The sequence below is a fragment of the Candidatus Rhodoluna planktonica genome (assembly GCF_001854225.1).
GTDB lineage: Bacteria > Actinomycetota > Actinomycetes > Actinomycetales > Microbacteriaceae > Rhodoluna > Rhodoluna planktonica.
In genome coordinates, this window is the sequence record NZ_CP015208.1 from 129,429 (window position 1) to 144,464 (window position 15,036).

The 15,036-nt window shown below is 53.2% G+C and carries 16 protein-coding genes; 15 read left to right on the forward strand and 1 reads right to left on the reverse strand.

Annotated features, from left to right (window positions below; genetic code table 11):
- Positions 1–18: 18 nt before the first annotated feature.
- The 15 genes from tilS (at position 19) to A4Z71_RS00705 (ending at position 13,603) form a co-directional block, all read left to right on the forward strand.
- The gene (gene tilS, locus A4Z71_RS00635; RefSeq protein WP_193402153.1) at positions 19–1,074 is read left to right on the forward strand and encodes a tRNA lysidine(34) synthetase TilS; all 1,056 of its coding nucleotides are present in this window, start codon (positions 19–21) and stop codon (positions 1,072–1,074) included.
- Complete coding sequence (gene hpt / locus A4Z71_RS00640) at positions 1,075–1,626, forward strand: hypoxanthine phosphoribosyltransferase (RefSeq protein WP_070954077.1); 552 nt, start codon at positions 1,075–1,077, stop codon at positions 1,624–1,626. It abuts the gene before it with no gap.
- Between the two features lie 24 nt (positions 1,627–1,650).
- Positions 1,651–3,717 (forward strand): ATP-dependent zinc metalloprotease FtsH, encoded by a 2,067-nt coding sequence (ftsH, locus tag A4Z71_RS00645; protein ID WP_070954078.1) that lies wholly within the window; start codon positions 1,651–1,653, stop codon positions 3,715–3,717.
- 2 nt (positions 3,718–3,719) lie between these two features.
- Entirely contained in the window at positions 3,720–4,274 is a 555-nt protein-coding gene (folE, locus tag A4Z71_RS00650) for a GTP cyclohydrolase I FolE (RefSeq protein ID WP_070954079.1), read from the forward strand.
- A gap of 39 nt (positions 4,275–4,313) precedes the next feature.
- A complete protein-coding gene (folP, locus tag A4Z71_RS00655; protein WP_070955170.1) occupies positions 4,314–5,147 on the forward strand; it encodes a dihydropteroate synthase in 834 nt (277 codons plus the stop codon).
- Between the two features lie 3 nt (positions 5,148–5,150).
- Entirely contained in the window at positions 5,151–5,561 is a 411-nt protein-coding gene (folB, locus tag A4Z71_RS00660; protein ID WP_070954080.1) for a dihydroneopterin aldolase, read from the forward strand.
- A complete protein-coding gene (gene folK / locus A4Z71_RS00665; protein ID WP_070954081.1) occupies positions 5,561–6,052 on the forward strand; it encodes a 2-amino-4-hydroxy-6-hydroxymethyldihydropteridine diphosphokinase in 492 nt (163 codons plus the stop codon). Before folB ends, folK begins: the two co-directional genes overlap by 1 nt.
- Positions 6,049–6,516 (forward strand): DUF3180 domain-containing protein, encoded by a 468-nt coding sequence (locus tag A4Z71_RS00670; RefSeq protein ID WP_070954082.1) that lies wholly within the window; start codon positions 6,049–6,051, stop codon positions 6,514–6,516. The genes folK and A4Z71_RS00670 overlap by 4 nt, the downstream gene beginning before the upstream one ends.
- Complete coding sequence (locus A4Z71_RS00675) at positions 6,513–7,232, forward strand: DUF2520 domain-containing protein (RefSeq protein ID WP_070954083.1); 720 nt, start codon at positions 6,513–6,515, stop codon at positions 7,230–7,232. Before A4Z71_RS00670 ends, A4Z71_RS00675 begins: the two co-directional genes overlap by 4 nt.
- Positions 7,216–8,145, forward strand: a complete 930-nt coding sequence (gene panC / locus A4Z71_RS00680) for a pantoate--beta-alanine ligase (RefSeq protein ID WP_236858537.1) — start codon at positions 7,216–7,218, stop codon at positions 8,143–8,145. The genes A4Z71_RS00675 and panC overlap by 17 nt, the downstream gene beginning before the upstream one ends.
- Before the next feature lie 8 nt (positions 8,146–8,153).
- A complete protein-coding gene (lysS, locus tag A4Z71_RS00685) occupies positions 8,154–9,650 on the forward strand; it encodes a lysine--tRNA ligase (protein WP_084028470.1) in 1,497 nt (498 codons plus the stop codon).
- 59 nt (positions 9,651–9,709) lie between these two features.
- A complete protein-coding gene (locus tag A4Z71_RS00690; RefSeq protein ID WP_070954086.1) occupies positions 9,710–9,898 on the forward strand; it encodes a hypothetical protein in 189 nt (62 codons plus the stop codon).
- Between the two features lie 100 nt (positions 9,899–9,998).
- Complete coding sequence (locus A4Z71_RS00695) at positions 9,999–12,452, forward strand: ATP-dependent Clp protease ATP-binding subunit (protein WP_070954087.1); 2,454 nt, start codon at positions 9,999–10,001, stop codon at positions 12,450–12,452.
- A 3-nt stretch (positions 12,453–12,455) separates the two neighbouring features.
- Positions 12,456–12,965: an amino-acid N-acetyltransferase gene (locus A4Z71_RS00700; RefSeq protein WP_070954088.1), complete on the forward strand. Its 510-nt coding sequence runs from the start codon at positions 12,456–12,458 to the stop codon at positions 12,963–12,965.
- A gap of 26 nt (positions 12,966–12,991) precedes the next feature.
- Positions 12,992–13,603: a hypothetical protein gene (locus A4Z71_RS00705; protein ID WP_070954089.1), complete on the forward strand. Its 612-nt coding sequence runs from the start codon at positions 12,992–12,994 to the stop codon at positions 13,601–13,603.
- A gap of 63 nt (positions 13,604–13,666) precedes the next feature.
- Here A4Z71_RS00705 and radA read toward each other — a convergent pair whose 3' ends face one another.
- On the reverse strand, positions 13,667–14,998 hold the full coding sequence (gene radA / locus A4Z71_RS00710; protein ID WP_070954090.1) for a DNA repair protein RadA: 1,332 nt from the start codon (positions 14,996–14,998) through the stop codon (positions 13,667–13,669).
- Positions 14,999–15,036 lie beyond the last annotated feature (38 nt).

The following is a 15,036-nucleotide window of genomic DNA, read 5'->3' on the forward strand; positions in this document are numbered from 1 at the left end:
GGTCTCCTCAATAGGCTTATGGCTAATGAACTTTTCTGGATAAGAATACCGAAAGATGCCGTGCCTAGCCGACCAAGATTGACTCCTGCCATTGCGGATGTGCGTCGAGCCGTGCGCGAAACACTGCGCGATCATCAGGCGGTTGCCGGCGATTTAATTTTGGTGGCGTGTTCTGGTGGCCCCGACTCGTTGGCGTTGGCGGCGGCCTTGGCCTTTGAAGGGCCGCGTGCTGGGCTGAAAATTGCCAGCATCACTGTCGACCATCAGATGCAAGCGGGTTCGGCCGAGGTTGCGCAGCAGACCCTGTCGAAGTTGCAAGTTCTGGGTTATGAGTCAGCAACGGTAGCAACTGTTCAAGTTGGCAAGGCAGGCGGCCCCGAGGCTGCAGCTCGAGAAGCTCGCTACCTTGAAATTGAAAATCTCGCCCGTTTGTTGAACGCCAAATTTGTTTTGCTCGGGCACACTCTCGATGACCAGGCGGAAACCGTGCTGCTCGGTTTAGCTCGCGGTTCTGGGGCTCGATCGCTAAACGGCATGGCTGTTCGTAACGGAATCTACTTACGGCCATTGCTTCGAATCAGCCGCGAAACTGTTCAAAAGTTTTGCGAAGACTCTGGGCTGCAACCATGGTTAGACCCGATGAATCATGATCTGGCATACACCAGGGTTAAGGTTCGCAACGTAATTTTGCCGATGCTTGAAAATGAACTTGGGCCAGGCATTTCCTTGGCACTGACTCGAACCGCTGATTCGCTACGTGAAGATGACGAGGTTTTATCGCAATTAGCAAACGCGGCGTTTAGCGAAGTGGCTCGGTTGCAGGCAACCCAAATCATCTTCTCGGTGCCGCGTTTCAAGGACCTACCACTCGCTATCCGCCATCGGGTTTTCGCTCTGGCTTTACAAAAGTTGGCTGCACCCGAATTTGCTCGAGTCCACATCCTCGCCGTTGATGCTCTTGTGGATGACTGGCACGGGCAAAAACCGCTAACCCTTCCAGGCGTTAGAGTAGAACGCACGGGTGAATCAATCACATTGAAAACCACCAAAACCCTCAAATCAGGAGCCTGTTAAGTGGACCTAAGTTCAGTTGAAAAAGACATTGAAAAAGTCTTGGTCACCGAAGAGCAAATCAAAGTTCGCATCAGCGAATTGGCCGCCGAACTAGATCAGCACTACGCCGACAAAAGGCCCCTGTTGCTGGGTGTTCTCAAGGGCGCAGTTATGGTGATGGCCGACCTGTCACGCGCAATGCAAATTCCAGTCGAGATGGACTGGATGGCAATTTCTTCTTACGGTTCGGGCACCGTCTCATCCGGTGTGGTTCGAATTCTCAAAGACTTAGATACCGATGTCATCGGCCGTCACGTACTTATCGTCGAAGACATCATCGACTCAGGGCTAACTCTCAGCTGGCTCATTGCCAATCTTGAGGCTCGCGGAGCAGCATCGGTTAAGGTCGTGGCCCTGCTGCGCAAACCGGATGCCGCCAAGGTGGAAGTAAATGTCGCATGGGTTGGTTTTGATATTCCGAACGAGTTCGTAGTTGGCTACGGCCTCGATTACGCCGAACGCTACCGCACCCTTAAAGATGTTGCGGTGCTCTCACCAGCGGTTTACTCCTAGAAAGGCAACGGGAACAACCCGGTTATGAATTTCAAAAAGATTCTTCAAGGTCCATTCATCTGGATTGCTGCAGCCATCCTGGTGCTGATGATCGGCTCATCTTTCGCAACCGGCCAGACGATAAAGCAGGTTGACACCGCCTACGGTTTGCAGCTTATTGAAGACGGCAAGGCCAAGAGCGTCAAAGTTTTTGATCGCGATCAACGCGTCGACATTGTTTTGGTAAACGCCGATGCCACCTATGGCGACAAAGTTCAGTTCTACTATGTCAAGGCCCGCGGCACTCAGGTAACCAAAGCTATTGCCGACGCCAACATCGCCGACGGTTACAACGACGATGTCCAAACCACACCGTGGTACCTGGCCCTGTTAGGAACTCTGCTGCCATTCATCATCATCGGTGCCATTTTCTGGTTCCTGATGTCGGGTCTGCAGGGTGGCAATTCTCGAGTAATGAACTTCGGTAAATCGCGCGCCAAGCTAATCAGCAAAGAGCAGTCAAACGTCACATTTGCCGATGTTGCCGGTGTCGATGAGGCACTTGAAGAATTACAAGAAATTAAAGAGTTCTTGAAAGAGCCCCAGAAATTCCAAGCGGTCGGCGCAAAAATTCCGCGCGGTGTTTTGCTTTACGGCCCTCCGGGAACCGGTAAAACCCTGGTCGCCAAGGCAGTAGCTGGCGAGGCCGGTGTTCCATTTTTCTCTATTTCGGGTTCTGACTTTGTCGAAATGTTCGTCGGTGTCGGTGCATCCCGTGTTCGCGATTTGTTTGACCAGGCTAAGCAGTCGGCTCCGGCAATCATCTTTGTTGACGAAATTGATGCGGTTGGTCGCCAGCGCGGCGCCGGCATCGGCGGCGGCAACGACGAGCGCGAGCAGACCCTAAACCAGCTTTTGGTTGAGATGGATGGTTTCGACTCGAAGACCAACGTAATTTTGATTGCGGCAACCAACCGTCCTGATGTGCTTGACCCAGCTTTGCTTCGCCCCGGTCGTTTTGACCGCCAAATTGGCGTCACCGCGCCAGACCTCAAGGGTCGCGAGCAAATTCTTAACGTGCACGCCAAAAACAAACCGCTTGCCAAAGACATCGATTTGGCCGTGGTTGCCCGTCGCACCCCGGGTTTCACCGGTGCCGATTTGGCAAACGTGCTCAACGAGGCTGCGTTGCTAACTGCTCGCCAAAACGAATCAGAAATTACCAACGAAACTTTGGATGAGGCCATCGACCGCGTAATCGGCGGGCCACAAAAGAAGTCGCGTTTGATGCAAGATCGCGAACGTTTGAACACCGCTTATCACGAGGCTGGTCACGCACTGGTGGCTGCATCTCTAAACCACAGCGACCCGGTAACCAAGGTGACAATTTTGCCTCGCGGCCGTGCCCTGGGTTACACCATGGTGCTGCCTCTTGAAGATCGCTACTCGGTTTCGCGCAATCAGCTGCTTGATCAAATCGCCTATGCCATGGGTGGTCGTGTCGCCGAAGAAATCGTCTTCCACGACCCAACCACCGGTGCCTCAAACGACTTTGAAAAGGCAACCAACATCGCTCGTCAAATGGTTACCCAGTATGGCTTTTCTTCAAAGGTCGGTGCTGTTTCTTTTGCCGGTGGCGGCGAGGTGTTTATCGGTCGCGACATGGGCCAGGTACGTGAATATTCAGAGGCAACCGCCCAAGAAATCGACTCTGAAATCAGGGCCATTCTTGATGCGGCGCACGATGAGGCCTATCGTGCTCTTACCCAAAACCGCAAGGTGCTTGATGCCCTAGCCAAAGAGCTGATGGAGCGAGAGACTCTGCAGCAGGAAGAAATCGCCAGGATTTTTAAGCCGGTTAAAAAACTTCCAGAGCGCGCAGTTTGGCTTTCAAAAAAGACTCGCCCGGTATCAAAACAGGGTCCGATTGCCATTCCTAAAAAAGGCTCAACTGCCGCGAAAATAGCCGAAGCTGAAAAATTGGCAATCGATAAGGCACCGGCCAAACCAGCTCGAAAGCGCGCCGTCAAGGCAACTGATTCGAAGGTAAAAACCTCAGTTGAAACTGCGGCTAACAAACCTCGAGCGGCGCGAAAACCAAAGTCTGACTAGTCGTGGTTGATCAACAGCGAATCAAAAATGCCGTCGTCGAACTTTTGGCGGCGATCGGTGAAGACCCAAACCGGCAAGAGCTTCTGGCTACTCCCGACAAGGTTGCTCAGTCTTACGCAGAATTTTTCAAAGGCGTAAATGTTGACGAGACCGAGGCGCTGGCCGAACCGTTTGAGGCTGAGCACAACGAAGTTGTAATACTGAAGGACATTGACTTTGTATCAATGTGCGAGCACCACCTGCTGCCGTTTACCGGCACAGCTCACATCGCCTACCTACCCGACGACAAAGTGGTCGGCCTTGGCCGGTTGCCAAAATTGGTTGAGTTGGTTGCCTCTCGACCTCAGTTGCAAGAGAACCTAACCGCTCAAATAGCCGACGCCCTCGAACGTGGATTAGGTACCAAAGGTGTTGTGGTTGTGGTTCAGGCTCGCCACCACTGCGTTGTTTCGCGCGGCGCCCGACAGCCCGAGGCCAACACCATCACGATGGCTGCTCGGGGTTGCTATGCCGAGCCGGCATCGCGAGCCGAGGTCATGGCACTGATTGCCAAGTAGGCCGATGTGAAACAGGCAAAATTTCAAAAACCACTGGTCATGGGGGTTCTCAATGTAACCCCCGACTCGTTCAGCGATGGCGGAAAATTCAACTCGGTCGACTCGGCCTTAGATCACGCACGTTTGCTGATCATGGGTGGCGCAGACATCATCGATATCGGCGGTGAGTCAACCCGACCCGGAGCTAATCGCATCAGCGTCAGCGAAGAAACAGGTCGCGTCATCCCGGTGATTGAAGCAATCGTGGCTGAACTGGTCGCAAGTAATCGAACCGATGTTTTGTTGAGCATCGACACCATGAATGCCGAAACCGCTGCAGCAGCAGTTGCTGCCGGTGCCAAAATCATCAACGACGTTTCAGGTGGCCAGGCCGACGATCAAATGTTCAGTGTTGCTGCCAGCACCGAAGCAACTTTGGTGATCTCGCACTGGCGAGGTTTTTCGCAAACCATGGACAGTCTGGCCAACTACAAAGATGTTGCCACCGATGTTGCCACCGAGTTGGAAGTTCAAATCGCGGCGGCGATTGCCGCCGGCGTAAAACCCAGTCAAATTGTCATCGACCCCGGTCTGGGTTTCGCCAAAGACATCGAGCAAAATTGGAAACTCGTGGCCAGGCTCGACGAGATTGAAAAATTGAACTATCCAATTTTGGTTGGCGCCAGCCGTAAACGTTTTATTGCCGGGGTGCTTGATTCCGACCTTGAGGCCGAGTCGCCCAACATCAGTAACGATCGGCGCGATGTGGCAACCGCGGTTCTGACGGCATTATTGCTGCAGCGAAAACTGTGGGGCATCCGGGTGCACAACGTAATTGCAACCAACGACGCCATTTCAGTAGTTGCCGCCTTGCGTTCGGCAGAGCAGAGTTAAACCATGATCCACAAAATCAAACTCACCGGGCTGCGGGTCTTCGCTCACCACGGCGTTTTCGAATTTGAAAAAGAACAGGGTCAAGATTTTTTCATCGACGCCACGGTGTGGGTTGATGCCGAAAAGGCAACCGAAAATGACGACATCGCGGCTACTGTCCACTACGGCGAATTGGCCGATGCTATTGTCGCCGATGCTAAGAGCAGACCGGTAGATCTCATCGAGACGCTCGCCGAGCGCATCCTGTTTCTTATCCTCGAGTGGGGTGGTTCTTCATCGCCAGTACTGAAGGCAAAAGTCACGGTGCATAAACCAAACGCACCGATCGCCCACGAATTTAAAGACGTTTCAGTCACGGTCAAGGGCAAACGAACTGAAGGTCCAAAACACCTCGCGAAAAACGAGGATGACTAATGGCAACCATCGCCTATCTCGCTCTGGGAAGTAATTTAGGTAAACGCCGTAAAACTCTGAAATCGGCATTGAAGGCTCTTGAGGCCACCCCGGGAATCGCATCTGTTGTGTGCTCACCCTTTGTCGAATCGGCGGCTCTAACCCTCGACGGTGTTGATGAAACTATGCCGGCATACATCAATGCGGTAGCTCGCATCGAGACCAAACTCAAGCCAAAAGAATTGCTCACCGAGATTCGTCGAATTGAAAAAGAGCACGGGCGAATTCGACTCGAGCGGTGGGGCTCGCGCACTCTGGACATCGACATTTTGACCTTCGGGGATGAGCTTCGAGCCGGTAAAGAATTGACTATCCCGCATCCTCGTGCTTTTGAGCGCGCATTCGTGCTGGTTCCTTGGGCGCTACTCGACCCGGAGGCGGTGCTGCCCGGTCACGGAAATGTAGCTAAGTTAGCCGAGTCAATGCACAGTCAGGTGGTGGTCAAAGAATGAAGCCCACCAAATTTATAAATCTGCTCGCTTGGTTCGTGCCGGCCATTACTGCCGGTTACATCACCGCAGAGATCCTGGTGGGCACCGGTTCTTCGATTCCGGTCGCCACCATAGACATCATCGTTACCTTGCCGCTGATTGCCGCGGCTGAGGTTCTTGCTGCAATTCCGTTGTTCAAATACCGCAAATCACTAAATGACAAAAAAGTGGCTCCGCGGGTAAATCCGTTTTATGCGGTTCGAGTTTTACTGATGGCGAAAGCCATTTTGCTGGCCGGGACAATTTTTGCCGGATGGCACATCGGTCTAGCTTGGGCCCAATTCACCTCGCCGGTGGTAACCGAGGCAATCTGGTTAAACCTTGGGGGCTTCGTCGGCGGTTTCTTGATGGCTGTTGCCGGCTATGTGGTTGAGCGTTTCTGCCGCATCCCTGAAGACGATTCTTCAGACCCGGCGGCAGCATGAGTGCAACAGGGATGACCGGTCGATTAACGGTTGGTGTTGTTGGTGCCGGCACAGTCGGCGCGGTGTTGGGCCAGGCTTTGGCCGCTGCCGGACACCACCTGGTTGGCTATTCAACATCTTCGGCCAAGAACATCGAACGTGCCGAAGTACTCTTGCCGGCGGTGCCGCGGCTTGACGTGGCCCAAGTGGTGCAGGCCGCCGATTTTGTAATTTTTGCGCTGCCCTCCGATCAGCTAGTTGAGGTTATCGCCGGAATTGCCCGAGCCGGTTTATTTAAGCCGGGGCAGTTGTTGGCTCACACCAGCGCCGATTTCGGTTTTTCGGTTTTTGATCCGGCGATTGCGACCGGTGTTATCCCGTTGGCAATTCATCCGGCGATGAATTTCACCGGCACATCAATCGATCTTGCGCGACTGCGCGAGAGTTTTTTTGCCGTTGCCGCCCCCAATGTTGCTATCCCAATTGCGCAGGCGTTAGTAATTGAGATGGGCGGCGAACCTTTTGTGGTCACTGAAGAAAATCGCCAGAAATATGCCGAGGCAATCTCAGTTGCCGATAATTTTTCAAAAATGATTGTCAGTCAGTCAATCGGTTTGCTTGAAGAAGTCGGCCTCGTCGATGCTCGCGCAATTCTGGCGCCGCTGCTGCGAAGCGCGGTAGAGCAAGCCTTAGCGCTGGGGCACCAACCAATCGATCCAGATGAGTTGCTGGCATGAGTTGTTTAGACGAGTCGAAATTGGTGAGCGAATGATTACGGTTACCTCGGCAAAAGAGTTAGCCAAGCAGGTCGCCGCCGCCAAAGCTGCCGGCAAGAAAGTTGCTTTTGTGCCGACCATGGGGGCTTTGCATGAAGGGCACCTTTCGCTGATAAAACTAGCTCAGCAAAAGGCTGATTTCGTAGTCGCGTCGATATTCGTCAATCCGCTGCAGTTTGGTAAAAATGAAGATTTCGATCGCTACCCAAGAACGCTTGAAGCAGATGCCCAAAAATTGTCATCGCAAAATACCGATTTACTTTTTGCCCCATCCGTCGACGAGATTTACCCGGCACTGACCGAAGGTGAAGAAGCAAAACCAACAAAACAGGCTGGCCCGATTGGCGCCGTGCTAGAGGGTGCGGCCCGACCCGGCCACTTTGATGGCATGCTCACCGTCGTTGCGCGACTATTCGAATTAGTGCAGCCAAACATTGCCATTTTTGGTGCGAAAGATGCGCAGCAACTGTTTTTGATCAGACGCATGGCAGTCGCCGATTTTCCGGGACTCGAAATTGTCGAGGCACCAACCGTTCGTGAATTGGGTGGACTGGCGATGTCTAGCCGCAACGCCTATTTGAGCGAATCCGAGCACGATGTCGCCGAAAAAATATTCCGAGCTTTACGTTTGGCAAGAGATGCCGCCAGTTCAGTAAACGCGGCTTTGCAAACTGCCCAAGAGCAATTATTGGCACTGGCTGAAAACGGTACCCGCTCATCAAGTAGCCCAGAGGCTAAACTTGACTACGTCAGCCTGGTTGATGCCGAAACCTTTGAACCCCTCGATGAAGATTTTCACGGTCGGGCCCTGTTATTGGTTGCGGTAGTAATCGGCAAAACCAGACTTATCGACAATATCGAAATCATTTTTTAGGAGTGCGCGTGAGCGACGAAATCGTCTCGAATGAGAACGAAGAACAAGACCTGCCCGAGCAAATTGCGGTGCGTCTAGCTAAGCGTGAACGTCTACTAGAAAAAGGCGAGGCTTACCCGGTTAGCCTGCCAATCACTCACACCATTGATCAGGTTCGTGCCGAATTTCCAGATCTCGAAATTGATGTGGCCACCGGCAAAAAAGTTGCCCTAGCCGGAAGAATTGTTTTTCAACGCAACACCGGCAAACTTTGCTTTGCCACCTTGCAAGCCGGTACCGGCACTCGCATCCAGGCGATGCTCTCGCTCGACAAGGTCGGCGAAACTGCGCTCGAGGAGTGGAAAGAACTTACCGACCTAGGTGACCATGTTTTTGTCGCCGGTGAAGTCATCACCTCAAAACGTGGCGAGCTTTCAATTTTGGTTGAAGAGTGGCAAATGGCAGCCAAAACCATTCGACCGCTGCCAAACATGCACAATGAGCTTGGTGAAGAATATCGAGTTCGTCACCGCTACGTTGACCTAATCGTTCGCGATCGCGCTCGCGAGGTCGTGCAGATTCGCTCGAAGGTAATGCAATCTTTGCGTCGCACCTTCGATGCCGAAAACTTCATCGAAGTTGAAACTCCGATGCTGCAGACCATTCACGGTGGCGCCTCGGCTCGACCTTTCAAAACGCACTCAAACGCATTTGACACCGAACTGTTCCTGCGAATCGCGCCAGAGTTGTTCTTGAAGCGCGCTGTCGTCGGTGGCATTGATCGGGTCTTCGAAATTAACCGCAACTTCAGAAACGAGGGTGCCGACCGCACTCACTCGCCTGAGTTTGCAATGCTCGAGGCTTACCAGGCATACGGCGACTACAACAGCATCGCCGACCTTACCCAAAAACTCATCCAAAATGCGGCCTTCGATGTCTTTGGTACTCACGTGGTGAAACTCGATGACGGCACCGAAAACGACCTCGGCGGCGAATGGCCTCGAATCTCGATGTACGAATCTCTCTCTGCGGCTGCCGGAGTAGAAATCACTCCGGAAACCCCAATTATCGAGCTCAAGAAATTGGCTGCCGCGGTCGAAATTGAAATTGAGCACCCGCTGCACGGCAAGTACGTCGAAGAGTTGTGGGAGCATTTCGTGAAGTCCGGGCTTGAGAAGCCAACTTTTGTCATCGACTTTCCAGTCGACACTTCACCACTTACTCGCGATCACCGCAGCAAAGCAGGTGTGGTTGAAAAGTGGGATCTCTACATCCGCGGTTACGAGCAGGCCACCGGTTATTCCGAGTTGGTCGATCCTGTCGTTCAGCGGGCTCGCTTTGTTGAGCAGGTTCAACTTGCTGCAGCCGGCGACCCAGAGGCCATGAAGCTAGATGAAGAATTCTTGAAGGCTCTCGAGTTTGGTATGCCACCTTCGGGCGGAATGGGCATGGGCATCGATCGACTACTCATGTCACTAACCGGCCTGGGCATCCGCGAGACCATCATGTTCCCGCTGGTTAAATAACAGCACCGGTGCAATAACGGTTAGCCAGTCTGTGAAACCCGAGTTAGATTAGAGGCCTAATGAACATTTTCGTTGAAATCTTGCTCGGTTTGATTCCGCCGGCTCTGGTCGGTTTGATTTTTTACATCGTGATGCGCTCCATTTTTAGAGCGGATGCCAAAGAGCGTTCGGTCTACCAAAAGATGGAAGCGGAAATGCGCGAAGCTCGCGAAGCCGAGGCCAGCAAAAACGCCAAGAGCGGCAAGTAAAACTCAGTTATCCCCTCAGCGAACAGCACTATTTTTGTGCTGTCACGCAAATTAGCATCTTTTCAGAACCGCTATTTGATTAGCTGTCTGAGGAGTAACGATGTTTGAGAAATTTACCGACAAAGCTCGTCGAGTTGTTGTGCTGGCTCAAGAAGAAGCCAAACTGCTTAATCACAATTACATCGGCACCGAGCACATTTTGTTGGGTCTTATCCACGAGGGTGAAGGCGTAGCCGCCAAGGCCTTAGAGGCTCTTGGCATCAACCTAGATGGCGTGCGCGAGCAGGTTCAAGAAATTATCGGTCAGGGCCAGCAGGCGCCTACCGGCCACATCCCATTCACTCCGCGCGCTAAAAAGGTTCTCGAACTTTCGCTGCGCGAGGCACTTCAGCTTGGCCACTCTTACATCGGCACCGAACACCTACTTCTCGGTCTAATTCGTGAGGGTGAGGGCGTTGCTGCTCAGGTGCTCACCAAATTGGGTGCCGACACTAACCGAGTTCGCCAGCAGGTCATCCAGTTGCTTTCGGGTTTTGAAGGCAAAGAAACTGTCAGCGTTGGCGCTGAAACTGCCGAAAAGCAAAAAGGTTCACAAATTCTCGACCAGTTTGGTCGAAACCTAACCCAGGCTGCCGCCGAAGGAAAACTTGACCCGGTTGTCGGTCGTGAACGCGAGATCGAACGTGTCATGCAAATTCTTTCGCGCCGCTCAAAGAACAACCCGGTTTTGATTGGTGAGCCAGGCGTTGGTAAGACCGCTGTAGTCGAAGGTCTCGCTCAGGCTATCGTTCAGGGCAATGTTCCAGAAACCCTCAAAGGCAAGCAGCTTTACACCCTAGACATGGGCTCACTTATTGCCGGAAGCCGCTACCGCGGAGATTTCGAAGAGCGTCTCAAGAAAGTAACCAAAGAGATTCGCACCCGCGGCGACATCATCACTTTCATCGATGAAATTCACACCCTGGTTGGTGCTGGTGCCGCTGAAGGTGCAATCGACGCCGCTTCAATTTTGAAGCCGCTGCTTGCTCGCGGTGAACTGCAAACCATTGGTGCCACCACCCTCGACGAGTACCGCAAACACTTCGAAAAAGATGCCGCTCTGGTTCGTCGTTTTCAGTCGGTTCAGGTCAATGAGCCAACCCTGCCAATGGCCATCAACATTTTGAAGGGTCTGCGTGACCGCTACGAGGCGCACCACAAGGTGTCCATCACCGATGGTGCAATCGTTGCTGCCGCCCAGCTTTCAGACCGCTACATCACCGACCGTTTCCTACCAGACAAGGCCATCGACCTTATCGATGAGGCCGGTGCGCGCTTGCGTCTCTCAATTCTTTCTTCACCACCAGAGTTGAAAGAAATCGATGAGCAGATTGCCGCACTAAAGCGCGAAAAAGAACTTGCTATCGAATCGCAAGACTTCGAGGGTGCTGCTGCAACCCGCGATCGTGAAAAAACTCTTATTGCCGAGCGTATGAAAAAAGAGAAAGAATACCGCTCGAACAACGTTGCCAAGCAGGGCATCGTCGACGAAGGTGTTATCGCCGAAGTTTTGGCTCAGGCCACCGGCATCCCTGTTTTCAAACTCACCGAAGAAGAGAGCGCAAAGCTCATCTTCATGGAAGACGAATTGCACAAGCGCGTCATCGGTCAGGAAGAAGCCATCAAGGCCATTTCTCGTTCAATCCGTCGTCAGCGCGCCGGTTTGAAAGACCCAAACCGTCCATCCGGTTCGTTCATTTTTGCCGGCCCAACCGGCGTCGGCAAGACCGAGCTGGCAAAGGCTTTGGCCGAATTCCTCTTCGACGATGAAGGCGCTCTTATCTCGCTAGACATGAGTGAGTACGGCGAGAAGCACACCGTTTCGCGTCTGTTCGGTGCCCCTCCAGGCTTCGTTGGTTTCGAAGAGGGCGGCCAGCTAACCGAGAAGGTTCGCCGCAAGCCGTTCAGCGTTGTGCTTTTCGATGAGATCGAAAAAGCCCACCCAGACATCTTCAACTCGTTGTTGCAGATCCTTGAAGAAGGTCGCCTCACCGATGGTCAGGGTCGCGTGGTTGACTTCAAGAACACCATCATCATCATGACCACCAACCTCGGAACTCGCGACATTGCTCGCGGCGCCATGGGCTTCACTCTCGAAGGTTCATCCGAGAACGACTACGAGCGCATGAAGGGCAAGGTCAACGAAGAGCTCAAGAAGAGTTTCAAGCCAGAGTTCTTAAACCGCGTCGATGAGACCATCGTGTTCCCACAGCTAAGCAAGCCAGAGTTGGTGCAGATTGTCGACTTGTTCATCAAGCGTCTAGCTGTGCGTCTCGAAGACCGCGACATGACCTTGGTTATTTCGCAGGCTGCCAAAGACCGTCTAATCGAAATTGGCTTCGATCCAGCACTGGGCGCCCGACCACTGCGTCGCGCTGTGCAGCGTGAAATCGAAGACCGCATGTCTGAAAAGATCATGCACGGCGAATTGCGTAACGCATCAGATGTTTCGGTCGACTTTGTCGATGGCGAGTTTGTCTTCACCACTAAAGAGCGCGAAACCGCTAGCGTTTAGTGCATGACTCACACCAGCATCACAGTTAGGCCAGCAACAACCGCCGACGTTCGATCGATTCACGCTATGCGTCAGCCGCTCGAAGGTTCGCGAGTTTTGTTGGGCCACGAACTGGTTCAACTCTACGAATCGGTGCCCGAATTTTTGGTTGCCGAAGACGAAAACGGTTTTGTGGTTGGTGCTGGTGCTTTGCATGTCATGTGGGAAGACCTTGCCGAAGTTCGCTCAATGGTTGTTGCCGAGCATTTGCGTGGCCACGGCATAGGTAAAGCAATTCTCGATGCCCTGGTGCAGCGCGCGGCCGACATGGGAATCAAGCGAATCTTTTGCCTAACTTTCGAGGTTGAATTTTTTGCGAGAGCCGGGTTTGAGCCAATTTCAGACGTGCCAGTCGATGCCGAAACCTATGCTGAAATGGTGCGTTCAAACGACGACGGTGTAGCCGAGTTCCTAGACTTGGCGCGCGTAAAGCAAAACACTTTGGGCAACACTCGCATGCTTCGCGTGGTCTAGCCCTGGCAATGGCTACCCTGTAATACATGAGCAATCCAAGAACCAACCGAGGCCGCCCCACCAAGGCGGTTTATCGTCGCCGACAGCTAATTGCTTTAGGTGTGGTTGTGCTTTTGGGCTGGCTTATTTGGGTGCTAATTTCAAGCTTGTTTGCCTTTGTCGCTGGGCTGATTAACCCCCAGGGCCCTGAAGATGGGGTTACCCCGCAAGCCGGGGCTAGTTGTGCACCGGGCGTTATTACTATTGCGCCGATTGTGGCCAACTCGGCAGGAAGCGAACAGTCATCGTTTAGCCTCGACAGCTACCCATACTTTGGCTACAAATTGACCAACACATCCTCGGTTGATTGCACTTTTGACGTTGGGCCCCTGGTGACCCAGTACACCGTCACCAGCGGTGACCAAACAATCTGGGATTCATCGCAGTGCTTCGCCACCGGTCTAACTAACCAAGTAGTAACGGTGCCAAAAGGCGAGACTCTGACCAGCCCACTGGGTATTTGGTATCGCGTTTACTCTTCAGAAACCGGATGCGGTGCTGAGCAAGATGTTGTAACCGCGGGTGGCGCCAGCTATCACCTTAAAGTCACGGTGAACGGTGTAATTTCGCAAAATACCTCGCAGTTCATTTTGCAGTAGCAAATCTGTCTGTCATATTTTGCCGAGATCGACGCGCTAGCAGATCAGGGCTAGACCGACGCGCTACCAGTTGAGGGCTAGTGCCAAGGCTGCCCTGAGGTCGCCGACCTTAGTGTCTACTGACCTGGTGAAACCCAATCGCGAAGCCTCGTTGGTGCGGGCCTTGTCGTTGGTGACTTTGCGAATTTCGCCAGCCAGTGAGATTTCACCGAAGGCCACCAGGTTGTGAGCGATTGGCTTATCTTGCACGGCCGACGCGATTGCGATGGCGATAGCTAGATCGGCTGCCGGTTCGGTAAGTTTTACCCCACCAACCGTTGAAACGTAAACATCTAGTTCGCCAACACGCAGCCCGGCTCGGCGCTCTAAAACTGCCAGCAGCATTGCGACTCGAGATGAATCGACACCATTGGTGACCCTTCGCGGTTGCGGACTTGACGACTTGACCACAAGGGCTTGAACCTCGGCAATAAGTGCTCGCTTGCCCTCAACCGTTACGGTTACGCAAGTGCCTGAAATTGGGGTTTCACTGCGAGACAAAAATAACCCGGATGGGTCTGGCACCTCGACGATGCCCTCGCCGGTCATTTCAAAACAGCCCACTTCATCGGTTGGGCCAAAACGGTTTTTCATGCTGCGCACAAACCGCAAACTTGTTTGTCGGTCGCCTTCGAAGTGGCAGACAACATCAACCAGATGTTCGAGTGCACGTGGCCCAGCAATGTTGCCATCTTTGGTGACGTGGCCTACCAAAATAACCGGCATCGAATTTTCTTTGGCAATCCGAATTAGGTTTGCGGCAACTTCGCGAATTTGCGAAGGCATGCCGGCTGCGCCATCTATTTCGGCGGCTGCAATAGTCTGCACTGAGTCAACCACGAGCAGATCAGGAGACACAGCATCAATTTGCCCGAGCACCGTTGACAGGTCGGTTTCGCTAGCTAGGTAGAGGTTGTCGCTTAGTGCATTTGTGCGTTCGGCTCGCAGCTTGATTTGGCCAACCGATTCTTCTCCGCTGACATACAAAACTCGTTTGCCGGCCTTGGCGGTGTTTGCCGCCACCTCGAGCAGCAGCGTCGATTTACCGACACCGGGTTCGCCAGAGAGTAAAACTACTGCTCCGGGCACAATTCCGCCGCCTAGCACTCGATCGAACTCGGCAACTTTAGTTGACCAAGCGGTTACTCGTTCGGTTGAGACATCGGTGATGGGTTTTGCCGCATTTGAGCCAACGATGGCAACAGCGCGCACCTGCTTGGCGGCGCCCAGGCCACGGGCACCGGCTGCGGTTTCGGTCATGGTGTCCCAGGCTTGGCATTCGCCACAGCGGCCCACCCATTTGGCGGTTTGCCAGCCACATTCACTGCATACGAAATTGCTTTTTGCTACGGCCATGCAACAAAACTACCTTGTGCCTGCGACCTAGACTGAAC